This is a genomic window from Pseudidiomarina indica (assembly GCF_900104245.1).
Lineage (GTDB): Bacteria > Pseudomonadota > Gammaproteobacteria > Enterobacterales > Alteromonadaceae > Pseudidiomarina > Pseudidiomarina indica.
Window position 1 is genome coordinate 110,466 of the sequence record NZ_FMXN01000002.1, and the last position, 26,854, is coordinate 137,319.

A 26,854-nucleotide genomic window follows, 5' to 3' on the forward strand; every position below is an offset into this window, starting at 1 on the left:
TGCAACTTCAGTTATGCTCCTTGCCATTGAATTGAAAAGGTTGGCTATGAATTATCGTTATCTATGCACCATGGGCGCAAATATTGCCCCAGAGGCTAATTTTGCTGCAGCCAGAGAGCTGCTTTCACAATTCGGACACGCCTATTATTCACGGGCGGTGTACACCCAACCGGTGGCCATGACCACCAACCACCAGTTCTTGAATGCACTCTTTATTTTTGTAACCGACTTAGACCCAGTGTCGTTAAAAGAACAATTTAATACCATTGAACAGCGCCTAGGACGGGATCGTGATGACCCGTTAAGCGCCCAAAAAGATCGGCCCATGGATATTGATATTTTAGGTGATTGCTGCTCATCCGAGGCATGGCAACAAGTGCCATCCTACCTGCAATGTGTCGTTCCCAACCTGCGTCCGATTGTCGAACAACTCAGCCATTAACTCAGGAATTCAGCGAGGAAGCTTCATGAACGCACGCACAAAAACTGCATTAATTACGGGGGCGGGTCGCCGTTTAGGCTTCGCTTTAGGTCAAGCGCTGCTCAATGAGGGGTATCAAGTGATTGCCCATTATCATTCATCGGCGACGGGAGTGGCCGAGTTAGTGGCACAGGGGGCCGTTGCCCTGCAAGCAGATTTGGCCGATTTAACCCAGGTGCGCCAGTTGATCCAACAAGTTCAGCAACTGGCTCCCCAACTCGACCTATTAATCAACAATGCCTCGTGCTTTTTTGACAACGACAAAGTTGCCACAAGCGATGAACACTTGCAGGCCGTTTTTAGTGTGCACACCATGGCCCCTTACTTGCTGATGGAGCAGTTAACGCCCCAACTTACCCAAGCGCAGGGATGTGTGATTAATCTGACAGATATTTACGTGGAAAGCCCCAACCCACAGTACATTGCGTACTGTGCTGCCAAAGCAGGGTTGGCAAACTTAACCTTAAGTTTCGCCAAAAAATTAGCCCCGGCCGTGCGCGTTAACGCCATTCAGCCAGGGCCTATTCTGTTTCTACCAGAGCATGAATCCGATTACCGGCAGCAAGTTTTAGCCGAAACCCCGTTGCAACTTGAAGGTGGCTTAGAGCCGGTGATTCAAGCCATGCGTTTATTACGCGACAACCCCTTTATCACCGGCGAATCCATCAAAGTTGACGGCGGCAGAGCATTATTAATTTAACGCTCAATTAATTGCCGTAACACGTAGTGCAAAATGCCGCCACTACGGAAGTAGCTCAACTCATTTTGCGTGTCGATGCGGCATTTCACCTCAAACTCACGCATGCTGCCATCTGCTCGAAAAGCTTGCACTCGGAGCATTTGGCCTGGCTGCAGTTGGTCATTGATACCCACAATGTTGATTTGCTCGTCGCCCTTCAACCCATGAGTATGTGCGCCTTCGCCCGCAACAAATTGCAGCGGCAACACGCCCATGCCAACCAAGTTCGAGCGGTGAATACGCTCAAAGCTCTCCGCCACCACTGCCTTCACGCCCAATAAGTTCGCGCCTTTGGCAGCCCAGTCACGGCTTGAACCGGTCCCGTATTCCTTGCCCGCAAACACCACCAGTGGCGTGTTTGACTCTTGGTACAACATAGCCGCATCGTAAATCGACATCTCTTGCCCGGTCGGGATATGGCGGGTATACCCCCCTTCCACCCCATCCAACATGAGGTTCTTAATACGAATATTGGCAAAGGTACCGCGCATCATCACTTCATGGTTACCACGGCGAGAACCGTAGGAGTTAAAGTCTGGCACCGCCACCCCATGGGATTGCAAGTATTGCCCCGCCGGGGAATCAGGCTTAATGGAACCAGCCGGTGAAATGTGGTCGGTGGTAATGGAATCTCCAAACACCGCCAGCACCCGCGCTTCGGTAATATCTTGCAACGCTGGCAACGGCTTCTCGATGTCCGCAAAATACGGTGGATTCTTCACATAGGTTGAGGAATCGCTCCAATCGTAGGTTTTGCCATCGCCAACTGGAATGGAACGCCAATGTTCATCACCGCTAAATACTTCACTGTATTCTCTGCTGAACATGTCGCCGTCAACCCACTGCACGGCATCTGCAATTTCTTGACTGGTCGGCCAAATCTCATACAAGTACACGGGTTTGCCGTCAGCATCGTAGCCTAGCGGCTCCTTGCTTAAATCAACGCGCGTGGTGCCCGCTAAAGCAAACGCCACCACCAACGGCGGCGACGCCAACCAGTTGGCTTTCACTTCTTGGTGAATTCGGCCTTCAAAGTTACGGTTGCCCGATAACACCGAGCTGACCGTTAAATTCCCGTCACGAATGGCCGCACTAATGGGCGGTGGTAAAGGCCCTGAGTTCCCGATACAGGTGGTACAGCCGTAGCCAACCAAGTGGAAACCCAACTGCTCTAAGTAATCGGTGAGCCCTGCTTTGGCTAAATAGTCAGTCACCACTTTCGAGCCGGGTGCCAATGAGGATTTTACCCATGGCTTCCGCTGTAAGCCGCGCTCGACCGCCTTCTTCGCCACTAACCCAGCCGCCATCATCACGCTGGGGTTCGAGGTGTTGGTACAGGAGGTAATGGCGGCAATCACCACATCACCGTGCCCCAAAGTGTAATCTTCACCTGGGACCGGCACTCGCACGTCTTTTTCAGCGGCTTGGCCAGAGGTTTCTAAGAACAGATCAAAGGCCGCACCAAGCTGCGGTAAGTTCACCCGATCTTGCGGACGTTTTGGTCCCGCCAAGGACGCATTCACCGTGCTTAAATCCAGCTCTAATGAATCGGCAAACACTGGCTCCTGCCCCGCTTCACGCCACAACCCTTGCGCTTTCGCATAGGCTTCAGCCAAGGCCACGGTTTGCTCATCACGACCGGTAAGGCGCAAATAACGCATGGTTTCTTGGTCAATCGGGAAGAACCCACAAGTTGCGCCATATTCTGGCGACATGTTGCCAATGGTCGCACGGTCGGCCAAGGGTAAGTGATCCAACCCGGGGCCATAAAACTCAACAAACTTCCCGACGACGCCATGCGCACGAAGCTGTTCGGTCACGGTTAATACCAAGTCGGTGGCCGTGACGCCTTCACGCAGCTTTCCAACCAAGCGGAAGCCGACCACTTCAGGAATTAACATGGACACCGGCTGCCCCAACATGGCGGCTTCTGCTTCAATACCGCCCACACCCCAACCGAGCACGCCCAAGCCGTTAATCATGGTGGTGTGTGAATCCGTGCCCACCAAGGTATCTGGCATGACATAGGTGCGATCGCCTTGCGGTTGGGTCCACGCCACTTTCGCCAAGTATTCCAAGTTAACCTGGTGACAAATACCGGTGCCAGGCGGAACCACGCGGAAGTTTTCAAAGGCTCGCTGACCCCAACGTAAAAACTGGTAGCGTTCAAAGTTACGTTCCATTTCAATGCGCACGTTTTCTTCAAACGCATCGGGAGACGCGAATTTATCCACCATCACCGAGTGGTCAATCACCAAGTCGACGGCCGACAACGGATTAATTTGTTCTGGGTCATGACCGGCTTTCGCCACCGCATCACGCATCGCAGCCAAGTCCACCACCGCAGGAACCCCGGTAAAGTCTTGCATCAACACCCGCGCCGGGCGATATTGAATTTCACGATTTTCAGGAGTTTTTCCTAACGACTTTGCGACCGCTTCAATATCTTGCACTGTCACCGTGGTGCCATCTTCGTGGCGCAACAGGTTTTCCAGCAGCACCTTCATTGACACCGGCAACTTACGGATATCAGCCACTCCAGCCAGCTGTTCAGCGGCTTTAGCGAGACTAAAGTAGTGATAGGTTTGCCCATTCACTTCGAGTGTACTCAAGGTTTTCAAACTATCATTACTCGACATAAAAACACTCCTTACGATAAAAATATCATGACTCTTACTATGGATACTCCCTGCTGAAAGATCAACCGAATTCCCCAGTGAAAACCTTGTACCGAATTGGCGAGCCTTTATAATGGAATGTTCATTGCTGTTAATTATCGAAACAAAGGAATACACATGAGTCAGGTGTTGGACGATCTTCTCAATCTGCTAAAGCTAGAAACTATCGAGCAAGGGATTTACCGGGGTCAAAGTCAGGATCTTGGGTTTGGCGCGGTGTTTGGTGGGCAAGTGATTGGGCAAGCCTTATCTGCCGCCAAAGAAACCCTACCTGAAGATCGCAAAGTGCACTCCTTGCACACCTACTTTTTACGCCCCGGCGATGCGCACCAACCGATTGTTTATGATGTGGAAGCCATTCGTGACGGCAAAAGTTACTCCACCCGCCGGGTGCAAGCCATCCAATTCGGCAAACCGATTTTCTACATGACCGCTTCGTTTAAAATTGACGAAGAAGGGTTTGAGCACCAAGATCAGATGCCCGACGTTCCGGGCCCGGAGGATCTGATTTCAGATATTGAAATTTATCGCCAGCATGCCGAGTTGATCCCCGCGCATTTACGCCCCAAGTTTATTTGTGAAAAGCCCATCGAAATGCGCTTTGTCACTCCTTACAACCCGTTTAAACCCACGGTGGATGCGCCACGGCGTTATGTTTGGTTGAAAGCCAATGGCCCCATGCCTGACGATTCACGGGTGCACAAATACCTGCTGGCCTACGCGTCGGACTTTAACTTTTTACCGACGGCGCTCCAGCCACATGGCTGTAGCTTCGCCCAACCCAACATGCAAATGGCCACCATTGACCATTCCATGTGGTTCCATAAAGAGTTTCGCATGGACGACTGGTTGCTATACGCCATTGACAGCCCCATCGCCACCGATGCACGCGGCTTAGTCCGTGGACAAATCTTTAATCGCGAAGGCGTGTTGGTCGCATCAACCATGCAAGAAGGCGTGATTCGCGACCGTTCAAAGAAGAATTAAGCCCATAAAAAAAGGTGCTGCCCTGGAAGGTGGGCAGCACCTTTTACGTTCACACTTTACCTTCGGCTAGCGCTTGTTTAACCAAGCGATACGAAGAATCCCGCAATGGCTGCACTCATCAAGTTCGCGAGTGTGGCTGCGAGCAAAGCTTTCAGACCTAACCGGGCAATATCATGGCGACGGCTTGGTGCCATTCCGCCTAACCCGCCCAACAAGATAGCAATGGATGAAAAGTTTGCAAATCCACATAGTGCGAAGGTGATGATGACTTGGCTATGGTGGCTCAATTCACCTTGGAAGTTCACAAAGTCAAGGAAGGCAACAAACTCGTTAATCACCAGCTTTTGACCAATAAAGCTTCCCGCCAATTGCGCTTCTTCCCAATTCACCCCCACAATGTAAGCCACTGGCTGGAACAAGTAGCCAAACAATTGCTGCAAGGATAAATCCGGGTAGCCAAACCAGCCGCCCACCCAGCCAAACATGCCATTGATCAACGCAATTAACGCCACAAACGCAATCAGCATCGCACCCACGTTAATGGCCAGTTGCATCCCGCTGGATGCACCCGCAGCGGCTGCATCAATCACGTTCACCGAACGTTCTTCAACAATCACATCGGTGTTGCCGTCGGCCCCTTTGCCAGCAATAATATCGTCAATATCTTCACGGGGCTTTTCGGTTTCAGGAATAATCATTTTGGCCATCAACAACCCGGCTGGGGCGGCCATAAAGCTTGCTGCGATTAAGTATTTCAGCTCAACGCCAACGCCCGCATAGCCGGCCAATACTGACCCTGAAACAGACGCCATACCACCCACCATGACGGCAAACAGCTCAGAACGGGTCATGCTGGCAATAAACGGCCGCACCATCATGGGTGCTTCGGTTTGTCCCACAAAAATATTCGCCGCAGCAGACATGGATTCAGGACGGCTACTGCCAATAATCTTGTGTAACGTGCCTCCTAAAATCCGAATCACCCATTTCATAATGCCCAAGTAATAAAGCACTGAAATGAGCGACGAGAAGAACACAATCACACTCAACACGTGAATGGCAAACACAAAGCCCGTGTTCTCTGAGGCTAAGCCGCCAAACATAAAATCAATGCCCGCATTGGTGAACCCAATGACTTTCGACACGCCAGAGGCCACCGAATACAACACGTCTTGTCCAAAGGGCACGTACAACACAAACGCCCCCAGCCCCACTTGAAACGCAAACGCCGCGCCCACAGTGCGCCAGCGGATTTGTTTACGATTGGTGGAACATAAATAGGCGATAAATAAAATGATGGCAATGCCGAGGAAACTATTCATAGTGGAACCGTGTCACTTGTTATTATTCTGCCAATAACTGGCGGATTTTAGATTTGATAAGGTCAATTGCGATTTCATTTTGGCCACCACGGGTGACAACCAAATCGGCAAACTGCTTCGAGGGTAATATAAATTCAAAAAAGGCAGGACGCACGGTTTCTTCATACTGCTCAGCAACCGATTGAATGGTTCGGCCTCGTTCTTCAACGTCCCGTAACATTCGGCGCAACAAACACACATCCAATGGCGTGTCCATAAACACTGAAATATCAAACATGGTGCGCAGTTTCGGTTCCGTCAGCAACAAAATCCCTTCCACCATAATCACTTTGCCGGGGTTCACCCGAATGGTGTCGCTTAAGCGCGTATGGGTTTTATAGCTGTACTGCGGCATTTCAACGGACTGACCTTGGCGTAACAGTTCCAAATGGCGAACTAACAGGTCATGTTCAAAGGCCGACGGATGGTCATAGTTAGTCAGCTGACGCTGCTCAAAACTCAAATGGCTTTGGTCACGGTAATAAGAATCCTCGGCGAGTATGGCAATTCCTTGCCCGCCTAATTCTGCAACTAACTCTTGATAGACTGTTGATGCAAATAGGCTTTTTCCTGAAGCCGATGCACCAGCAATAGCAATGATGGTTGTTTTTCCCACGCGTGATTTCTTTCAGTTGTCCGATAACGGTGCGCAATTATCGTTGATTAAGCCCATAAATGGAAGTGCTGTCACCAATAGCACAATCTTGTTACATATTTTTATCATCAAAAAGTGGGAGTCTGCACCAAGCTTAGGTAATATCAAAATAGATACCAAATTAAATGAAGAAGGATTCTTACCATGCGTTTGAAAAAATCACTGGCCGCAGTTGCGGTCGCGGCAGCTCTGTTGGCAGGTTGCCAAGCCACTGCAAACCATTCACCCACATCTGCTGCCGTCATTGCCACACAGCAATTACCTGCAGTCGATATTCAATATGAAACCTTCACGCTGGACAATGGCCTGCGCGTGGTGGTGCACGAAGATCGCAAAGCGCCCATTGTCGCCGTCAACGTATGGTATGCCGTGGGTTCTAAAGATGAAAAGCCCGGCCAAACTGGGTTCGCGCACTTATTTGAGCATTTAATGTTTAACGGCACCGAAAACTACGATGACGAATATTTCGGGCCATTTGAACGCGCCGGTGCCACCGACATGAACGGTACCACCAGCAATGACCGCACCAACTACTTCCAAAACGTGCCCACCCCTGCCCTCGACATGGCGTTATGGATGGAATCGGACCGCATGGGCCACTTACTGGGCGCCGTGACTCAAGCCAAGTTGGATGAACAACGGGGCGTGGTACAAAACGAAAAACGCCAAGGCATGGCTCAGCCTTATGGCCGGGTGTTCGAGTTTTTAGCAGAACAAACCTTCCCCAAAGGCCACCCTTACTCGTGGTCAGTGATTGGCTCGATGGAAGATTTGGATGCGGCCTCACTCGAAGACGTGCACCAATGGTTTAACGACTATTACGGCGCAGCCAATGCCGTTGTGGTGTTGGCGGGCGATATCGACGTGGCCACGGCCAAAGAGAAAATGGAAAAATACTTTGGCCATATTCCGGCCGGCAAACCATTGCAAAAGCTGGAAAGCTGGGTGGCGAAAGGCACCGGCACCAAACGTGCCACCATGGAAGACAACGTGCCTGCGGCGCGGCTTTACCGGTTATGGAATACCGCTGAACTAGGCACTGCCGATGCCACCTACTTAGACCTGGCCTCGAATATTCTTGCAGGCGGCACCAGCTCTCGTTTGTATCAGCGTTTAGTGCATCAGGAACAAATTGCGAGCATGGTAACCGGCTTCCAATACGACCGCCTGTTAGCGGGGCAGTTCTTTATTGTGGCCGATGCCAAACCTGGCGTTGAGTTAGCTCAAATTGAAGCGGTGATTGAAGAAGAACTTGCTCGCTTCATCCAGTTTGGCCCAACCGTCGAAGAATTACAGCGGTTCAAATTCTCGAAAGCAGCTAACTTGGTTCGTCAAGCCGAACGTATTGGTGGGTTCGGTGGCAAATCGGATTTACTCGCTGCGGGCATGGTGTTCCAAAATAACCCCGCAGCTTACCAACAAAGCATGGACTATTTAGCTCAAGCAACGCCTCAAGACTTGCAAGCGGCTGCACAGCGCTGGCTTACCGATGGTGATTTTGTGCTGCATGTGGTGCCACAACCCAATTACACCACCACCGAACTCGCTTCCGATCGCTCGCAATTACCGGCAGTGGGTGACCTGCCCGCTTTGGATTTACCTGAGCTAACCACCTTTACCCTGTCGAACGGCTTGCAAGTTGCCTTGGCAGAACGTCATGACGTGCCAACGGTGCAAATGAACTTATCCTTTGATAGCGGTTATGTGGCCGACGTGGGCGGCAAAGTGGGCACCGCCAGCTTTGCCATGAACATGTTAATGGAAGGCACCACCAGTCGTACCTCGCAAGAGATTGTCGCTGAACTGAACACGCTCGGCGCTCAATTATCGACGCGCGCCAGCATCGATCGCACCAGCATTCATTTAGATAGCTTGGTGACACAGCTTGAGCCAAGTCTGGATATTTTTGCCGATATCTTGAAGCATGCCACCTTCCCAAGCGATGAAATTGAACGTCAACGCAGTACTTGGATTGAAGGCATTAAAAAAGAGAAAGCGAACCCCACCAGCCAAGCCTTACGGATTCTGCCAGGGCTTATTTTTGGTGACAACCATGGTTACGGGGTGCCGTTAACAGGCTCTGGTACCGAGGCTTCGATTCAATCACTGAACCGTGATGATTTAGTAAGCTTCCGCGATACTTGGTTGCGCCCTGATAACGCGCGCTTGGTGATTGTGGGTGCTACCACTGCTGCTGAAATTCAGCCACTGCTCGAAGCTGCCTTGGCCGATTGGCAAGCGCCTGCAACACCAATGCCAACCAAGCAACTGAGCGATGTGCCCATGACCACAAGCCAACGGGTGTACGTGATTGACCAACCAAATGCGCCGCAATCGACCATTTTGGCCGGTCACTTGGCTCCTTCCGCCAAGGTGGACAATGCCGACCTGATTGATGTCACCAATGCGATTTTGGGCGGCACCTTCACCAGCCGAGTGAACATGAACTTGCGTGAAGACAAAGGCTGGTCCTACGGTGCTCGTACTATCTGGCAAGGATGGGATCACAGCGGCATGTTCATTACCATGGCGCCGGTGCAAACCGATAAAACCAAAGAGTCCATTGAAGAAATCGTGAAAGAGTTGACGCAATACCGTGCGGATAACCCTGCCACCCAAGATGAACTTGAGAAAATTCAGGCCAACAAAACAGCCAAGTTGCCAGGTGCCTATGAAACCAAAGGCGCTTTGCTCAGTGCGATTGTTGGCACCCTGAATCAAGACAAGGACATGGAATGGCTCGAAACCTATGCCCAACGGGTGCAGGCGATTTCCGTCGACGATGTGCGCCAAACCGCACAAACGCTCATTCATCCTGATCGACTCACGTGGGTCATTATTGGGGATGCAGCGAAAATTGTGGACGAAATTCGTGAGCTCAACTTAGGCGAAGTGGTGATGTTGGATAGCGACGGTCAACCGTTGTAAGCCATTGCCCTAACACTCCTCCCAAAGCCACTCTTCGCGAGTGGCTTTTTTTTGGCCACTTTCCATTTTTGAATCGTTGCAGGTACACTATCTATCCGAATATCACCAACAATACGGAAGTCATGATGAAAACAATTAAAACTCGGGCCGCCGTGGCCTGGGCTCCCGGTGAGCCATTAATCATTGAAGAAGTTGATTTAATGCCGCCACAAAAAGGCGAAGTATTGGTACGCATTGTCGCAACTGGGGTTTGTCATACTGACGCTTACACCTTATCTGGGGCGGATCCAGAAGGCGTTTTCCCAGCCATTTTAGGCCATGAAGGCGCTGGTATTGTTGAAGCCGTGGGCGAAGGTGTGACCTCCGTTGAAGTGGGCGATCACGTGATTCCTTTATACACCCCAGAGTGTGGCGAGTGTAAATTCTGCCGCTCGGGCAAAACCAACCTGTGCCAAGCCATTCGGGTCACCCAAGGCCAAGGCTTGATGCCTGACGGCACCACCCGTTTCTCCAAAGACGGGAAGCCAATTTACCACTACATGGGCACCTCCACGTTCTCGGAGTACACCGTAGTGCCAGAAATCTCCTTAGCCAAAATCAACAAAGAAGCGCCACTTGAAGAAGTGTGCCTACTGGGTTGTGGCGTGACCACCGGCATGGGTGCGGTGATGAACACCGCCAAAGTGCAACCGGGTGACACCGTGGCCGTGTTTGGTTTGGGTGGCATTGGGCTATCGGTCATTATTGGCGCAGTGATGGCCAAAGCCAGCCGCATTATCGCCATTGATATTAATGAAGATAAGTTCGATATCGCGACCAAATTAGGCGCGACCGACTGCATTAACCCCAACAACTACGACAAACCCATTCAGGATGTGATTGTTGAACTGACTGACGGCGGTGTGGATTTCTCATTTGAGTGTATCGGCAACGTTAACGTGATGCGTTCAGCGCTTGAATGCTGTCACAAAGGCTGGGGGGAGTCGGTGATTATTGGGGTTGCCGCGGCGGGCCAAGAAATTTCAACCCGTCCGTTCCAGTTGGTCACCGGTCGAGTTTGGCGTGGCAGTGCGTTTGGCGGCGTGAAAGGCCGTACCGAGCTACCAGAATACGTGCAGCGCTACCTAAATGGCGAGTTCGCGTTAAGCACCTTTATCACCCATACCATGGGGCTCGACGAAATCAATCACGCGTTTAAATTAATGGAAGAAGGAAAATCGATTCGTTCGGTGATTCATTATGATAAATAAAGTGAATGAAGTGAAACTCTTTGGGGGCCGCCAAATTCGGTATGAGCACCCATCAAGCGTCCTGAACTGCACCATGCAGTTCAGCGTTTATTTACCACCGCAGGCCGAGCAGCAGCCCGTGCCTGCCCTGTATTGGCTGTCGGGGCTCACCTGTACCGATGAAAACTTTAGCAGCAAAGCGGGCGCCCAACGAGTGGCCGCGGAACTTGGCATTGCGCTGATCATTCCAGACACCAGCCCACGTGGCGAAGGGGTGCCAGACGATGCCAACCAAGCCTATGACTTTGGTTTGGGTGCTGGGTTTTATGTGAATGCCACCCAAGCTCCGTGGAATCAGCATTACCACATGTATGACTACATTGTGCAGGAGCTGCGCGAACTGGTTGAGAAAGAACTGCCGGTCACGCAACGCCGCGCCATCAGTGGTCATTCTATGGGAGGCCACGGTGCCTTAGTGATGGCCTTGCGCAATCCTGAGTTGTATACCAGCGTGTCAGCGTTTGCGCCGATTTGTCATCCAACTCAATGTCCATGGGGGCACAAAGCCTTCAGTGGGTATTTAGGGGACGACCAAGCGGCGTGGCAAGAGTACGATGCCACCGAGTTGCTATTACGTCTGCGGAAAGCACCGCCCATGCTGATTTCACAAGGGGAAGCAGATAATTTCTTAGCAGAACAGCTGCGTCCGGATGATTTGGCGAATGCCATTGCGGAAACAGGAGTGGAAGCGACCTTTGAACGGCATGAAGGCTATGATCATAGCTACTACTTCATTGCCAGCTTCATTGAACAGCACCTGCGTTTCCACGCAGAAAAACTATTTAACTAACCTCAGTTAAATCGCCAAAAACAGGGATAGAAGCCACTTTAATCTGGTTCTTACCCTGCTTTTTGGCCTCATACATGGCTTTATCCGCCGCCCGTAGAATCAAGGATGCATCACGATGCAACATGGGGTCATAGCAATAGCAAATGCCCATGGATAAGGTGACGGGCCATTCATGGCGGGCAAAGGCTTTCACCAAGTTCTCACGAATCCGTTCCAGCACATGCATGGCATCGTCTAACTGCGCCCCGGTATGCAAGGTGGCGAATTCATCCCCGCCAATGCGCGCTACGAGATCATGAGAACGGCAACTGGCTTCAATCACATGTGCCACCTGCTGTAACACACGGTCGCCCACATCATGCCCCAGGTTGTCATTGACCTGTTTAAAATCATCTAAATCAATAAAGCAGACGGAGAAACAACGATCATTGGCCTGCAATTCTTTAATGCAGCCTTCCAACGAACGCACAAAGGCACGGCGGTTGAGGAGTCCGGTCAGGTGATCGGTTTGAGCTAAGATTCGCTCGCGTTCCAGCTCTCGGCGGATTCTATCTTCCGTAACCCGGTAGCTGGTTGCATCACGCACAAAGGCAATGGCGTAATGCGCATTTTCAAAGACGACATGGCTGAGCATGATTTCAACGTACAGGGTGCTGCCATCTTTTCGTTGGCCAAAAAAGCGCAGCCCGCTGCCCATCGGTCGGCTTTCACCATCGGCAAAGAACGCCGCCACATGGTGACCATGCATTTCTCGCGCCGCTTCCGGCAATAAAATATTTAAGGGCTGGCCGATCATCTCTTTTGGCGAGTCATAACCAAACATATCCGCCAACATTTGGTTGACCAAAACCAAACGGTTATGACGATTGATGATTAATGCAGCGTCAGGAATAATCTCAATTAATTCAGCGACCGTTCGATCTGTTTTCATGTTGCCTTTGTGAATTACTACTGGCAGCAGCTAGGGCTTCTTCGGCGTCTGCAGCCTTCTTGATAAAGAACCAAGTATAGAATATCCCCATGGCTATTAAAATAGCTAAGCCAGTAAACGAGAAAAATAGCACTGGATCAGTGAAGAACTCGCGTAAAATATTCATAACCTTACTCCTTTTGTGGTTTTATGAATATCATAGCGAGAGCCATGTCGAGAATATTGATTTAGATCAATTATTTTGCTTTCGTCTGCTGGGCTGAAATCAGGAAGTTGCGCGGCGTCAAGTTGTAGTCACAAAACTCCTTAATTTGTACCTGATAGCCCTGCTCTTGCAAATACTGAGCGCGATCTAACACCAACATGGCTTCCAACGGCCGACGGAACAAATGCCGCACTAAATCCATCCGTGCGACTCGGATACGCTCCGCCTCGCCACTGGCTAATAAATAAGGCACATCAACTTCAGCCGGGAGCTCAATGCCATGTTGCTGCGCTGCCCACTTGGCAAAATCCAAAAACTCACCACTGAACCAGTGCTTGCTCACCGACGGCAACGGCCGATAGTGTAACTGCCCAGAAACTATTTGGTACAGCTGTTGATACGCCAACCGCCACTGCACTTCTTGCTGCCGCAAGCGTGCCACCCGCGCCCCTGCCGTGACCTGCTCTTGCACCGCCAATTTCAAATCGGCGCGGGTCAGCGGACGCCCCACATACATAAAGTGCCGCCGCAACAACTGTTGCCCATACGCAGACAGCCCCGCGTAAGTATCCGCTTGAATTAAATGATAACAACAGGGTGCCACATACAAGTTTTGCACCTGATGCTCGGCTCCTGAACGCAGCAATTGCAGATGCAGATCACCACAGGCATGCAAGGCCACCGCGCCATCCACTTGCGCCCACTGCTCATCCAGCCCATGCTGCAACACATCGGCTTGAATAAACTGCTGCGGCAATTGGTGCTGTTGCGCCAGTTGCTGGCCCGCTTCACACAACGCTGGCTGCCATTCCACACTGCACACTGAATGCTGGTGGGTAAAACTTAGCAAACGCCCTAAATGCCCTTTGCCTGCACACCATTCCATCAGCCGTTGCGGCTGCGTGGGTAACTGCGCCAGCAAAGCTTCGATTTGCGCCAGTTTGCGCCCGCCAATGCCATTGGTGAGCCAAAATGGGATGTCGTACGAAGGCGGTGCAGCGTCGGCCACCTCATCGGCAATATCAGGCAGTACCAATAATTTCGGAAACCAAGGAGAAAAACAGGCAAAACTCAGCCGGCTGTCGGCCGCCAGTTCCTCAATTTCTGCTTCGCTCAAGTTCACCAGGTAGTGAACCAGCGTGGGGTTCCAGTCGGGGCGAGAACACTCAAAGGGCGAAAATTGCCAGTACTTGGCGTACTCAGCAAGCGTGGTGACGTACTGCTTCAGCATGAGCTCACACGGCCATCAATCACTTGAATCACTCTTGAGGCATAGCTCAACTCCGCCGGGTTGTGCGTGACCATCACAATGGTTTGCCCCTGCTCATTCAGAGTTTTAAAAATACCCATGATGTTTTCACTGTTCACAGAATCTAAGTTGCCCGTGGGCTCATCGGCAAAAATTATCTTGGGTTGGGTGATGAGCGCCCGCGCAATCGCAACGCGCTGCTGCTGACCGCCCGAAAGCTGATGCGGATAATGATTGTATTTTTCTTCCAAATCAACTTGCCGCAAATAATCCCGCGCCTTCTCAATTCGTTCTTGTTTCTTCAACTTGGCATGGTAGGTAAGCGGCAAAGAAACATTTTCCCACACCGTTAATTGAGGAATCAGATTGTAGCTTTGAAACACATAGCCAAAGTACTGATTGCGAATGGCCGCAGCCAGCTCATCATCAAAATAAACGGTGGGCTCTCCCGCCAGCTGATAGTGCCCAGAGCTGGGCGTATCCAATAAACCCAGAATGGTGAGTAAGGTTGATTTCCCGCCCCCCGAAGGGCCGGTAATTGCGACAAACTCCCCCTCATTAATGGTTAAGTTCACATCAAACAACACTTGTTGCTCAATGCCACCTAGCTGAAATGATTTCGTTAATTGTTCAACCCGAAGTAACATCCACCGCCCCCGTTACTGAACCACTGTTGGGGGTGTGTTGCGCCACTGCCGCCCTTGTTCAAAACTCACCACCAGCTCACCAGCGTTGACCCCATCAACAATCACCACTTTCTGCTGCGACACCACCCCAAGGTTCACGCTCCGTTTGGTTAAGGTTTGGTTGTGCGGATCAAACACCCACACATCTTGCCGACTCTGTTCAGTATTCGCGATACGGCGGTCGGCAAACAAGGTGTTTTCAAGCACTTCAGTCGTGATCTCGACAGTGGCTGATAAATCCTGCCGCAGCAACAACCCTGGAGTTGGCTCAAACCGAATAAACACGCTGACAAAGCCGTTATCCACGTTCGGGCTCACCCGTTCCACATCCCCCTCCAGCCAAGTGCCATCCACCCGAATTCGCGCCTGACTTAAATTGCGAATACGCTGAGCTTCCCGCTCGGGAACTTGGGCGACAAACTGCAAGTCATCGCTGCGTGATAAGGCAACAGCGGCCGCACCAATGGTCAAATTCTCACCCAACTGAGCATTGATTTTCTGCACTTGCCCGGCTTCATTTGCCACCAGTGTTAATTCCTCGATGTCACGCTCGATGGCCTTAATTTCGTTCTCCACGTCGGTAATTCTTGAGCGCGCCAAGATATTTTCTTTGTCATGCAAGTTTTCCATCGACGCCAAGGTACGTTGAGCTAAACTATGCTGCCGCTGAAGGTTGTGCAAACTTTCACGCGTCGCCATTAAATCCAACGCCGATACCACATCTTGTTCTGCCAACTGTTTTTGCGCTAAATAGCGGGCTTCCACCACCTTGTACTCGCCCGCCAAACGGGCCACTTCCGCCTCTTGCTGCACAATTTCTAAGGCCAAACGGGCATTTTTCAGTTCATATTCCAACTGACTGTTGTGCAGGCGCATTTCTAATTGCGTGCGTTTAAAGAGCAAGTTGTCGTTACTTAGCACCAGCAAGGGCGTTCCGGTTTCAACAAACTGCCCTTCTTCCACCAAAATATGTTGTACCACGCCTTCTTGCTTCACCGTCACCAAGCTGGGGGTGCGGCTTCTGAATTGCCCATTGGCCACCACCTTCACCGCAAAATCGCCCCATTCAACTTGGCTCAACTGCAGTTCATTCAGCGAAATTTTATTTTGATTCAGCTGAAACAGGGTTACTAGCAACACGACTAGGAGGACGCCAATGCTCGTTAACCACAGCACGAACCGTCGTTTCTTTTTCTGCGCAACTTGTTGTTGAATTTGTTTGAGGTCCATTTCACGATTCACTTCTTAGTAGATTGGCCGGCGTTAGACGACATTGCTGACGTAACTGCGCCACCGCATAATATCCTGCTCCTGCCAGCACTCCAGTTGCTGCCAAAAGCACAAACACCAAGGTTACCACCGTATTTGCACTTAACAAGTGTTGCTGCAAATGGGCATAACTCACGGCAAAAACAGCTGACAAAAGCAACGCAATCCCCCACTCTTGGCCGAGTTCAATCATTAATGCACGGCTCAGCTGCTGGCGATTAGCACCCATTGCCCGCTGCGTTCCCCACTCGCGATTGCGCATGAGCAACACCTTGGCAATATGCTGGGTAAAGGCTAAAAACAGCACACTCAACGACAATCCCATCAAGATAAAACAAATCACCATGGTGGTGGTTTCACGGGTCAGCTTGCTGGCAATAAAGTCAGCCAAGGTGCCTTGCTCTCTGATTTCTAAGGCAAGGTTGTATTCCACAAAATCCCGTTCTAAATCGTCGCTCAGCTTGGCTAAATCCACGTGCTCAGGAATGACGATATTGCGGTATTGCAATAAGCTTTTATCGCGCAGATAAATGACCAGCGGCGGGGTTGCGACATGAACGTCATAAAGCAAGTCGTTCACCACTGCCTGTATTTGGTAGCGATTGTTATGCGCATCTTGCAAGTAGCGGCCAAGCACGTCCTGAGCATCGAATCCACACACCGCCAGCACACTTTGTGATATCGCAACATCATTGGGCCCCCAATTATCGGCATGAATATCTTGCCCAGTTATCACCGCAAATGGACTGCCATAAAACCGATTCTCCCACCCATCAAATTGTGCTTGGCATTGCTCATCATTGAACTGCAAACTCTTAAAACCCAAATTACGATCACCCGGCAACACACTTAAAAATCCAGCCGTGGGAATTCTCTGTTCAATGGCACGCATCACACTTTCGAAACGGGGATCAATAGGCCCCTCGCCCGTCCGCATCATGTGTATCATTTGGGCGGTTGGTAAAATATTTTCCGTACCGCGCTGCTTTAATGCCTGCCAGTGGCTAAACGTCGATAAGGCCAAAAAGACACTGATGGTGGCTAACGCAAATAACAGAATATTTAACCCGCGCACCTGCAAAATAGTTGCGCGCGTTAGCGTTGTTTTCGCCGTGGTTAAGCCCTTGAGCAGCACCTTCACATTCAGCAATGCAGGCAAACACAGCGCCACAATCACCATGAGCGCCGCAAACGCCATAACCAAGCTCAACAGCGGCGGCAGTGTGATTGCCAAATGCGCTTTTAGCACCTCCGCAGATAACGCATGGAGCACCCCAAGGCTCAGTAACCCCACGCCCGCCGCAACCCACATAATCGGCTGAATAAAATAAATGTTATTTAAAAACAGGCTCCAGCGATGCCCGCCAAGCGCATAACGGCAGCTGTTCTCATAAGCACGCATCAAATTAAAGCGAGTGATCACACTGACAATGTTCACCACAGTGACCAAAAATAATTGCAGCGCGGCAACCAAAAACAACATCTGCATCAGTTGCATGTTGTCCTTGGCTTTCTGGTCAAAAAACGGGCCTTGAATCAAGCCCAAGGTTTTATCATCCGAGCCCAGTAGACTAATCATGCGACGAATATCGCCAAACAGATGTTTTTGATTGTCGTATGCCTCGGCAACTTGGGCTCGCAAAATAGCGTGGTCAGTGGCTGGAGACACTTCAATCAAGGTACGAAAAACAGGAATAAAGTCCGCGATTTGTGCTGCCGAAATATCGGTAAAATGAGTGGCCATCATGGTAAACATTTGGCTCATGCTGGATGCCACAGCGAATTGGGAAATATCTAAAATAATGTCGGCGGGCTGCCCACCGGGGAATTCAAAACTGTCTTGATCGAAGGTGGCGGTCACCTCGTACAATTGCCCGCCCACGCGAATGGTTTCAGGCTGGCCAAATTTGGCTGCAACCGCCGCGCCCACCAAGGTGCACTTCGGGTCACACTGATACCGATGCGCCCCATTGAAGAACTTCGGTTTCAGCATGGACAGGTATTGGCTATTGGTAAAGATAATCGTTAAATTTTGTTCCTGGCCGAACAACTCTACTTGGTTGTTGTTTTGTGACCACACCAAGCGATTTTGCACCCCCGCAATGTCATCCAAAATCTCACTGACAAAGGGGCTAATATGAGACAAAGAACCGCTCGAGTTTTGCACTCCAACCGCAAATAGCTGTTGATTTCCCTTACTAAAGGCGCCGCCCAACGCAACCATGGCCAATAACGTAATAAACGCAAACAGCAAACCAAAGGCGCTTCCCAGCGTCAGCAGCTCCTTTTTCGCCTGAACCCAATACCGCCACAATCCATAGTACATCGCTATCCCTTTTCTCCTACTAGCCTGCTACTAGCTATCCTTATCAGAAATCAGGACATTTTTGTTGGTTTAGCTACTCATTGGTCATGAGTGTTTTAATCAGCACATACTCAGTTGTACTCTCAGCCGCATTCTTTTGAAAGAAATTAACTAAGATTTCTTCAGCTTCTTGGCAGGGTGGGCAAGAACTCAGTTGCGGATCAATAACGTGTAACACAGCAATTTTTTGACCTTGTTGCCAAACCCCCTTATCAGACAAATAGGTTTCTAAAAACGTGAACCCTTGATATTGCTGCTTGGTAAGCGACATTTCTGGAATCGCTTGAGGCTCAGAAAAAGCCTCTCGGATTCCTTCCAAATCGTAGAAAGAAATGGGGTCGCCTTGCTCATTCCACATATAAAGAGCAGGCGCATTATTTGGCATTCCCGAACTTAAAAATTGCATTGCAGGCAACGGAATATCATGCTGAAAAATGCTCGGTTTTGCGCTGACAGTTCCAATCATTAAAAAACACAACGCAGCTATCATGACTTTCATAAATCGCCCTCCTTGAGAATAAGGGGGGGGAGTTTCCCCCACAATCCTTATATAGAGATGCTGCGCATATGTTAACTAAATGTCAACAATGAGTTTTCCTATTGAAAACAATTAAGTTATTGCTCTTGCTATGCAGCTCTAGAATCAATTCAAGATTCAGCATGCTCATATCCGAAATAGACGCCATATTTATGAGGTTCCGAACTTTAGTTAATGCCATTTAACTGATCGGATCACTCAAATATCAAACATGTTTATCTTGTGTTTCCTCTCCAATTAAACAAAACTAACGTCAGTATCAGTTTTTTCGTAAACGATAACGATAAGAAATAACAACCAGGAAATAGGAACAATTATGGCTACTCAGCAAACTCTGCGAAACCCGCTAAAGCTTTCCCTGTTAAGTTCAGCAATCCTGTTTGCACTTACCGCCCCTATGGCTGTAGTCGCACAAGAAACAGACAACGACCCACAAGAGCCGGTGAATACCCGCCAGCTTGAACACATCACCGTCACGGCAGAAAAAACCGTCAGCACCATTCAAGAAACCGGTATGGTGCTCAACAGCTTCTCTGGCGAAGACTTGCTAGAAGCTGGCGTGAGCGATGTGGATGGCTTGGTATCACTTATTCCTAACGTGCAATTGTTAGAGGCCACCGGGGGCGGCGTGCCCGTGGTGTTTATTCGCGGCGTGGGCTTAGCCGACTTCCGCGTCAACAACAGCCCCGCCGCCGCTTTCTACGATGATGAAATTTACAAGCCATCAGTTGCCTTGATGGCTTCGTCATTTTATGACCTCGAACGAATTGAAGTACTGAAAGGCCCACAAGGCGGCTTGTACGGCCGTAACGCCAACGCCGGCGCCATCCAAGTGATTAGCGCCAAGCCCAGTTTGGCAGGCAACAGCGGTTACCTTGACTTCGGCATTGGTGAATATGCCAAAGTGGAGCTCGAAGGTGCCTATAACGCGGTGATCACCGACAAGTTGGCGATGCGTATTTCTGGCCGCCACGTGAGCAGCGACAACACCTACATGCACAGTGTGCAGCCCGATGGTGCCGGCTCATTTACCCGCACCGGCCATGGCGCACAAGATGAATGGGCCACGCGCGTGCAGTTCTATTACGAAGCCAACCACAAATTCAACGCCAACTTGAAAATCTTTGGTGGCGAAAACAAGTCTGACTTCGACCTGCTCCGCCCTATCGGCATTTGGGAAGGCAGTGACACCATGGTGCCAGGACTGGCCGATGGCGCACTGACCAATGCTGTGTGTTCGTCGTTGTTAGCGGGCTATCGTGACGACAGCCATTGCGCCACTATTACCGGTCAAACGGTCGAAGAATTGGGCTTAGTCGGCGTGCATGACAGCGCCAGCTCCACCATTAACCGCCTCGATAACCGCTCCATTGGCGCGACCTTGGCCATGAACTACCATACCGACAACGACATTCAGTTGACCTCAATCACCCATTGGGAATCATTTGACCATGCGCGCCCGAACGACTGGGACGCAGTGGGTGGTTCGTACCAAGACATCTATTACCAAACCGAAATCTCATCGTTTAGCCAAGAATTCCGCTTAGCCTACGATTTCGATAATTTACGCGTGCTTGCGGGCATCAACTACGCCAAAGAATCGCTGGATGAAGATTCCACCATTATTGGCACCCAAGGCATTATCCCGGTGGGCTTTGGCCACACCCGCGTGCATCAGCTGTATGAGCAAGACGTCGAAGCACTGGCAATTTTCGGCCGAGCGGATTACTCCCTCACCGACCGGTTGAGCCTGATCACTGAATTACGATTTACCAAAGAAGACAAGAGCTTTGCGGGCCAAACCCATTTATATGGGCCGGTGGGCGGCACCGATCCGAACGAGGGTATGTTGTTAGTTGACGCCACCCAACCGGACGCCAGCTTTGACGACGTATCGGGCAAAGTCACCTTAAACTACCAAGCCAACCGTGACTTCTTGGCCTATGCCTCATTATCGCGCGGCTTTAAATCGGGCGGTTTCCCAGGCGGCTTAGTATTAAGTAACGAAGGGGCTGAAAAGTACGATTCAGAAACCATCAACGGCTATGAGTTTGGGGTGAAGTCAGATTTACTTGACCGTCGTTTGCGTCTAAACGCGTCAGCTTTCTATTACGACTACAGCAACCTGCAAGGCAGCGCGCGGGTTCCAGCCCAAGGCGGGGTCACGCTGGACCGTTTCCAGAACATTGGCGACGCGGAAGTGTACGGCTTTGACTTAGAATTAACTTATCTATTAAGCGACAACTGGTTGGTACAGGCCATGGTTGGTCATGCAGAAGGTGAAATTACCGACTCTGCAGCCACCCAATTATCGCCATTAACCGGTGAAGAATTTGCGTTAGAAGGCAAAGAGCTGAACTACAAGCCAGATTTCAGCGCCAACTTGCTCGTGCGTCATGACTTTGAACTGACCAGTGGCTACGGCGGCTTTGCGCAAATTATGTATGACTGGCGCAGCTCACAAAACTTTACCTACATCGGTAACCTGGCTGAGCAAACCGTGTTCACCGAAGGTGCGTACGGCAAAGTGAACTTGCAAGTGGGCTTTAGCAAATTTGATAGCAACTGGCAGTTCAGCTTGTTCGTGAAAAACCTCACCGACACCGAGTATCGCACCAACGCACGGGCCGATGACTTAGGCGGCGCGTACGAAATTTACGGCGCACCACGCACTTGGGGTATCAAAGCGAACTATCAATTTTAATGAAAACGAAAAATAAATAGGAAAGGACGTCATCATGAATATTAGTGCTGAAGATATTGGCAAAGAACTGGGGGTATCCGAGTGGATCAGCTTTACGCAAGAAGAAATCGATGCGTTTGGCAAGCTGACTCGTGATATTGACCCGTACCACATGAATCCTGAATGGGCGCAGCAACACAGCCCATTCAAAACCACCATTGCGTACGGTTTTTTGACTTTATCGATGCTGTCGCACTTTACCCATGAAATTTTGGATTGGCCGACCACCTCCGAGGCCAATCCAGAAGGGATCGCACTCAACTATGGGTTTGATAAAGTACGTTTTCTGGCCCCTGTTCCGGTGAATGCGCGTATTCGCTGTCGGTTAACCTTAGCCGCATTAGAAGAAGTTCGCCCCGGCGAGTGGTTACGCACCTTCCATTGTGAAGTGGAGTTAGAAGGCTCCACCAAACTGGCTTTGGTGGCCATTTGGAAAGGCTTATTCGTTGCGAATGACGCTGGAAAACGCTTAACTTTGGAGAACTGACGTGAGTGTGACCCTACCCGATATCGCCTATCAGCAAAAACTCTTTGATCTGGTCAATTACTGGCGCATTCATACGCCGAATGCGCCCGCAATTATCCACCAAGAGCTGACGCTCGATTATGCTGAACTCGCCACCCAAATTGACCTCTGCGCTCGTCATCTTAGCGCGCAAGGGGTTGGCCCGGGAGACGTGGTCGCGCTTTATGCACAACCGGGATTAGTGTTCCCCGTGCATTTATTTGCCGCCGCTCGGTTGGGCGCTATCTGGTTAGGGTTAAACACCAAGTACAGCCCTGCTGAACTGGACTATGTATTGGGCAACGCCCAGCCAAAAAGTATTTGGCTGGATGCCACCAGCTTGGCGCACGCCAGCCCACAAGTACAGGAGTTTTTCCGTACGCGGGAAAACCTGTGGGTGTGCACCGCCCTGCAAGTGGATCAGCGAAGCCAACTGGCCATTGCGCCGGTTGGCACCGCTGAATTAACCGCCGAGCACGTGCTGCAACCCTTGCCAAGTGCAACACTGCCCAGTTACTTTGACATGCCGCCAGCCACGCCAACAGCACTGATTTATACCTCGGGAACGACCGGTAGCCCCAAAGGTGCGGTCATTAGCCAATACGCGCTGACCAAGGCGAGCATTAAACAAGCCGAGCTGCTGAATTTAGAGCAGCCCTCCATTATTAATAACTTGCCCATTAACCACATTGGCTCCATTGGCGATATTACCACCAGCATGATTGCCGCCGGCGGTTGTGTGGTCATGCAAGCCAAGTTTGATGTGCCAGAAAGCTTTGAACTGATTCAAAAGCATCGCATTACCCTGTGGGGCCAAATTCCGACCATGTTCCAGTTGGCATTAGCCCACGAAAGCTTTGCCAAGGCTGATTTATCGTCGCTGCAATGCATTTTATTCAGCGGCGCCCCTGCTTCCATCGAGCTCATTCGCCAATTACGCAGCATTTGCCCGCGGGTGTTGAACGCCTACGGCATGTCCGAAACCGTGGGTTCGGTGTTATGGGTGCTGGATGGCAGCGATGACGTGTTAGCCAGTACAGTGGGCACGCCCGTTGCCAGCGTTGAGTTCCGCTTAGCCAACGAACAGGATCAGCCCGTTGCCGAAGGGGATGTGGGTGAAATCCAGATCCGCAGCGACTACTGTTTCTCGTACTATTGGAACAATGAAGCAGCCACCGCCGAAGCCTTCACCGCCGATGGCTACTTAAAAACCGGTGACTTAGGCCGCCAAAACCCCGATGGCACCGTTGCTTTAGCTGGGCGCACCAAAGAACGCTTCAAATCCGGTGGCTACAACGTGTACCCTCGCGAAATAGAACAAACCCTCAACGCCCACCCTGCCGTGCTGGAAAGCATTGTGGTGGCGGTGCCCGATGCGCTGTACCATGAGGTTGGCTTCGCCTACATTCAGCCCAAACCGGGCAGCACGGTCACCGCCGATGCGCTGAAGGAATACTGCAAAGAACGCTTGGCCAACTATAAAGTGCCAAAATTCATTGCGTTCTTGCACGACATTCCCCAATTAGCCAATGGCAAAATTAATCGCCAAGCGCTGCGTGAGCAAGCGCTCGAACAGCTTAACAGTGCCACAGAATAGGATGTAACTTTGTGATCAATCAGCAGCTTTCCACCGCGCGAATTCTTGGTTTCTCTTTGGGTTCGGTGGGCACCGGCCTGTTCGGCACCACTCCCACCGTGTTGCTTTTGTTTTACCTCACCCAGTTGCAAGGCGTGGAAGCCGGGCTAGCGGGGCTGGCCCTGCTCATTCCCAAACTCTGGGACATGATCACCAACCCCATTGTCGGGCGCTGGAGCGATACGTTTGAATCCAAGTACGGCCGGCGCTTGCCCTTTATGCTGCTTGGTGCGTTGGTGATGCCCATTGGCTTGATCCTGATGTTTAGCGTACCGAGCAGCGCCAGCACAACGCTGGCGTTTTGGTGGGTGCTGATCACCTATTTATTCTCCACCACCGCGTACACCCTATTCGCCGTGCCCTACATTACCATTCCGTCGGAACTTTCCAGTGATCCGAACGTGCGGCTGAAAATTATGTCGTACCGCACCTCGGGAGTCATGTTGGGGATTATTCTTGGCTCTGGCTTGCCGCCGCTATTGATTGCCCATTTCGGCCAAACCTTGGGAGCCTACCAGCAAACCGCCGTGATTCTGGCACTGATTTGCGTGGTATTTATGCTGTGCAGCATTCTATCGATTCGTTCGTTAAAGCTACTGCAACCCACCATCAAGGTGGCAAAAATTGGCTTTTTCAAGCAAATTAAAGGCGTGATGACGCCGCTGTTTAGCTACTTGATTATCACCCATATTCTGCAAATTATTGCGGTGGGCATTTTGCTGGCCTCGGCCACCTACTTGGCGGTGTTTGCCAACGGCTTCTCGCCCGCTTCGGCCGGTACCTTCTTAAGCGCCACCTTTATTACCGCCATGGTGGCCATGCCGCTGTGGCAAAAGCTGTCGCTGCTGACCTCACGAGTCACCGCCTTTGCCATTGGCGCCATCGGTTACATGGTTATTTCGGTCACCATGTACTGCTTTGGCTTACACATTCCCTACGGGCACTTTATTGGCTTCGGCATCGGCTTCGGTCTTGGCTTTGCCGCCATTCAAATGATTCCGTACGCGCTGCTCAGCGACACCATTCATCACCACGGCGAGCGCCACGGGTTTGGCTCTGAAGGGGTGTTTACCGGCTTATGGACTGCCACCGAACAATCAGGCTTGGCCATTGCACCGTTTTTAGTGGGGGTTGCGCTGCAACAAGGAGGCTTCTTAGCGGGTTCCGACACCCAAAGTGACACCGCCACCCACGCCATTTTGGTCACCGCTACCTTGTTGCCAGCCCTCTTGATTTTGTTGTCATTGTGTTCGTTGTACGCGTTTCAGCGGCGCTACCAAGCAAGCCTTGGCAGTGCCAAATGAAATACGCTAACATCAAGCCTTTAGCAGCAATAAGGAAATGAGTTGTTCAACCATGCCCGACTATAGCCATCCAATTTTAAACCGTGACTATCCCCAGGTGTTGCTGGAGCAGCAGACCGAGTCGCCGGCACCCAAAAAAGGCGAGCGCACCAAACAAACCCTGATTTGGGCGTGCGCTCAATTGCTGAATCAAATTGGTTACCAAGAACTGCGCGTATCCGATATTTGCGAAACCGCCCAAGTTTCCAACGCCGTGTTCTATCTGTACTTCAAAAACAAAGAAGAGATCACCCAGGTCACCCTGGAAGCTTTTTCCACGCAAATTTATGAAGCCATGGCACAAAATACCGCCCAAGGGCGCGATAACCGCACGGCGCTATACACCAGTAACTTGGCGTGGCTGAAAATTGCCCGCCTGAATGCCGGGCTGATGCGCTGCATTTTGCAAGTGAGCTTGGTGATGCCCTCGTTCGCCGACTTCTATGATTCACTGAACTCCAGCTACATTATGCGGGTGGCAAAAAACATCGCCAAACGAACCTGCATGCCAGAAGCCAAAGCCCAAATGCTGGTGTTTTCACTCAGCTCCATGACCGACGAATTCACCCGCCGCTTACTCAGCGATGTGGATTCCCCGTTGGATTTAGTGATTAAACAAGAATGCCCCACCGACGCAGAGTTGGCAGAGTTTTTAAGCGATATCTGGTACCAAGCCATTTATAGCTAGCCTGCGCCTATGCCTGGCGCACCGCCGCCAGCTACAGCTCGGTTAGCCCCCAATGCAGCGCGGTGTGACGCACCGCTGCAACATTTTCGGATGCCAGAATATGAATGGGCGTTCGCTCATAGCGCTGCTGCAACTGTAACTGCTGCTGCAACCAACTGACCATGGCTTCGCCAGAATGAATGGTGCGCACGCCGCCAAAATATTCGGCAATGGGCGTGGCAATGAGTGGAAAGTGCGTACACCCCAGCAGCACCACCTCAGGCCGTGCTACCCCCGCAAAATAATGATGTAACGCCGCTTCCAGCACCGGGCCCGAATACAAGGCTTCTTCCACAATGGGCACCAGCATGGGCGTGGCCAACGCCTGCACCGAACCGTACCCTAACTCGGCAAGACGTTGCTGATACACCCCTGACTGAATGGTCGAACGGGTGGCAATAATTAAAATGGGTGTGTCTTGGGTAACATGAGGCAATTGCTGCAGGGCCAACACGCCGGGTTCGACCACGCCGTACACCGGCTTGTTGGAATATTCCTGCATGGTGGCCAGCGCCGTAACACTCACCGTGTTACAGGCAACCACCACCCCATCGACCGCGGCACCGTTAAAAAACTCAACGGCTTCGAGCGCATAACGCGTGACCGTACTTTTATCTTTGTTCCCGTAAGGAACCCGCGCCGTGTCACCGTAATAAAGCAGCTCACTAAAATAGCCGCTTTGTTGCAAGGCGCGCGCCACGGTTAACCCGCCTACGCCGCTATCGAATACACCTAGTTTCACACCCACC

General features: G+C 51.0%; 22 protein-coding genes. 11 read left to right on the top strand and 11 right to left on the bottom strand.

What is annotated here, in order from left to right; genetic code table 11:
• Positions 1-46 precede the first annotated feature (46 nt).
• Positions 47-442 carry a 2-amino-4-hydroxy-6-hydroxymethyldihydropteridine diphosphokinase gene (locus BLP64_RS02220; RefSeq protein ID WP_176754888.1) on the top strand — a complete coding sequence of 132 codons (396 nt, stop codon included), beginning with the start codon at positions 47-49 and terminating at the stop codon, positions 440-442.
• Between the two features lie 25 nt (positions 443-467).
• Positions 468-1,181: an SDR family oxidoreductase gene (locus BLP64_RS02225; protein WP_092591324.1), complete on the top strand. Its 714-nt coding sequence runs from the start codon at positions 468-470 to the stop codon at positions 1,179-1,181.
• Here BLP64_RS02225 and acnA read toward each other — a convergent pair.
• Complete coding sequence (gene acnA, locus BLP64_RS02230; protein ID WP_092591326.1) at positions 1,178-3,859, bottom strand: aconitate hydratase AcnA; 2,682 nt, start codon at positions 3,857-3,859, stop codon at positions 1,178-1,180. The two genes, BLP64_RS02225 and acnA, sit on opposite strands and share 4 nt — an antisense overlap.
• A gap of 156 nt (positions 3,860-4,015) precedes the next feature.
• Here acnA and tesB point away from each other — a divergent pair, with 156 nt between their 5' ends.
• Positions 4,016-4,885, top strand: a complete 870-nt coding sequence (gene tesB / locus BLP64_RS02235) for an acyl-CoA thioesterase II (protein ID WP_092591328.1) — start codon at positions 4,016-4,018, stop codon at positions 4,883-4,885.
• Between the two features lie 77 nt (positions 4,886-4,962).
• Here tesB and BLP64_RS02240 read toward each other — a convergent pair whose 3' ends face one another.
• Positions 4,963-6,207, bottom strand: coding sequence for a NupC/NupG family nucleoside CNT transporter (locus BLP64_RS02240; protein ID WP_092591330.1), 1,245 nt, complete (start codon positions 6,205-6,207; stop codon positions 4,963-4,965).
• A 22-nt stretch (positions 6,208-6,229) separates the two neighbouring features.
• On the bottom strand, positions 6,230-6,862 hold the full coding sequence (udk, locus tag BLP64_RS02245) for a uridine kinase (RefSeq protein ID WP_092591332.1): 633 nt from the start codon (positions 6,860-6,862) through the stop codon (positions 6,230-6,232).
• 183 nt (positions 6,863-7,045) lie between these two features.
• Here udk and BLP64_RS02255 point away from each other — a divergent pair, with 183 nt between their 5' ends.
• The 3 genes from BLP64_RS02255 (at position 7,046) to fghA (ending at position 11,908) form a co-directional block, all read left to right on the top strand.
• Positions 7,046-9,829 (top strand): M16 family metallopeptidase, encoded by a 2,784-nt coding sequence (locus BLP64_RS02255; RefSeq protein ID WP_092591336.1) that lies wholly within the window; start codon positions 7,046-7,048, stop codon positions 9,827-9,829.
• Between the two features lie 125 nt (positions 9,830-9,954).
• Entirely contained in the window at positions 9,955-11,079 is a 1,125-nt protein-coding gene (locus tag BLP64_RS02260; protein ID WP_092591338.1) for an S-(hydroxymethyl)glutathione dehydrogenase/class III alcohol dehydrogenase, read from the top strand.
• Positions 11,066-11,908: an S-formylglutathione hydrolase gene (gene fghA, locus BLP64_RS02265; RefSeq protein WP_092591340.1), complete on the top strand. Its 843-nt coding sequence runs from the start codon at positions 11,066-11,068 to the stop codon at positions 11,906-11,908. The genes BLP64_RS02260 and fghA overlap by 14 nt, the downstream gene beginning before the upstream one ends.
• Here fghA and BLP64_RS02270 read toward each other — a convergent pair.
• From BLP64_RS02270 to BLP64_RS02300, 7 genes are all read right to left on the bottom strand, one after another.
• Positions 11,901-12,839 carry a sensor domain-containing diguanylate cyclase gene (locus tag BLP64_RS02270; protein WP_092591342.1) on the bottom strand — a complete coding sequence of 313 codons (939 nt, stop codon included), beginning with the start codon at positions 12,837-12,839 and terminating at the stop codon, positions 11,901-11,903. The genes fghA and BLP64_RS02270 overlap by 8 nt on opposite strands.
• Positions 12,814-13,005, bottom strand: coding sequence for a hypothetical protein (locus BLP64_RS02275; protein WP_092591344.1), 192 nt, complete (start codon positions 13,003-13,005; stop codon positions 12,814-12,816). The genes BLP64_RS02270 and BLP64_RS02275 overlap by 26 nt, the downstream gene beginning before the upstream one ends.
• Before the next feature lie 70 nt (positions 13,006-13,075).
• Complete coding sequence (locus BLP64_RS02280) at positions 13,076-14,275, bottom strand: methyltransferase (RefSeq protein ID WP_092591346.1); 1,200 nt, start codon at positions 14,273-14,275, stop codon at positions 13,076-13,078.
• A complete protein-coding gene (locus BLP64_RS02285) occupies positions 14,269-14,940 on the bottom strand; it encodes an ABC transporter ATP-binding protein (protein WP_092591348.1) in 672 nt (223 codons plus the stop codon). The genes BLP64_RS02280 and BLP64_RS02285 overlap by 7 nt, the downstream gene beginning before the upstream one ends.
• Before the next feature lie 12 nt (positions 14,941-14,952).
• The gene (locus BLP64_RS02290) at positions 14,953-16,209 is read right to left on the bottom strand and encodes an HlyD family secretion protein (RefSeq protein ID WP_092591350.1); all 1,257 of its coding nucleotides are present in this window, start codon (positions 16,207-16,209) and stop codon (positions 14,953-14,955) included.
• Between the two features lies 1 nt (position 16,210).
• On the bottom strand, positions 16,211-18,574 hold the full coding sequence (locus BLP64_RS02295; RefSeq protein WP_092591352.1) for an ABC transporter permease: 2,364 nt from the start codon (positions 18,572-18,574) through the stop codon (positions 16,211-16,213).
• Between the two features lie 73 nt (positions 18,575-18,647).
• Positions 18,648-19,112: a hypothetical protein gene (locus tag BLP64_RS02300; protein ID WP_092591354.1), complete on the bottom strand. Its 465-nt coding sequence runs from the start codon at positions 19,110-19,112 to the stop codon at positions 18,648-18,650.
• 355 nt (positions 19,113-19,467) lie between these two features.
• On the opposite strand from BLP64_RS02300, the gene BLP64_RS02305 reads away from it, so the two are divergent.
• Genes BLP64_RS02305 through BLP64_RS02325 form a run of 5 tightly spaced genes read left to right on the top strand, consistent with a single transcriptional unit; the run spans position 19,468 to position 26,066 of the window.
• On the top strand, positions 19,468-21,855 hold the full coding sequence (locus BLP64_RS02305) for a TonB-dependent receptor (protein ID WP_092591356.1): 2,388 nt from the start codon (positions 19,468-19,470) through the stop codon (positions 21,853-21,855).
• 34 nt (positions 21,856-21,889) lie between these two features.
• Complete coding sequence (locus tag BLP64_RS02310; RefSeq protein ID WP_092591358.1) at positions 21,890-22,381, top strand: MaoC family dehydratase; 492 nt, start codon at positions 21,890-21,892, stop codon at positions 22,379-22,381.
• Position 22,382: 1 nt separating this feature from the next.
• The gene (locus tag BLP64_RS02315) at positions 22,383-23,996 is read left to right on the top strand and encodes a class I adenylate-forming enzyme family protein (protein WP_092591360.1); all 1,614 of its coding nucleotides are present in this window, start codon (positions 22,383-22,385) and stop codon (positions 23,994-23,996) included.
• Between the two features lie 11 nt (positions 23,997-24,007).
• On the top strand, positions 24,008-25,339 hold the full coding sequence (locus BLP64_RS02320; RefSeq protein ID WP_176754889.1) for an MFS transporter: 1,332 nt from the start codon (positions 24,008-24,010) through the stop codon (positions 25,337-25,339).
• Between the two features lie 37 nt (positions 25,340-25,376).
• Positions 25,377-26,066, top strand: a complete 690-nt coding sequence (locus BLP64_RS02325) for a TetR/AcrR family transcriptional regulator (protein ID WP_092591364.1) — start codon at positions 25,377-25,379, stop codon at positions 26,064-26,066.
• Positions 26,067-26,097: 31 nt separating this feature from the next.
• Here the strand turns inward: BLP64_RS02325 and murI are convergent, their stop codons facing one another.
• Positions 26,098-26,847 carry a glutamate racemase gene (murI, locus tag BLP64_RS02330; RefSeq protein ID WP_092591702.1) on the bottom strand — a complete coding sequence of 250 codons (750 nt, stop codon included), beginning with the start codon at positions 26,845-26,847 and terminating at the stop codon, positions 26,098-26,100.
• Between the last annotated feature and the right edge of the window lie 7 nt (positions 26,848-26,854).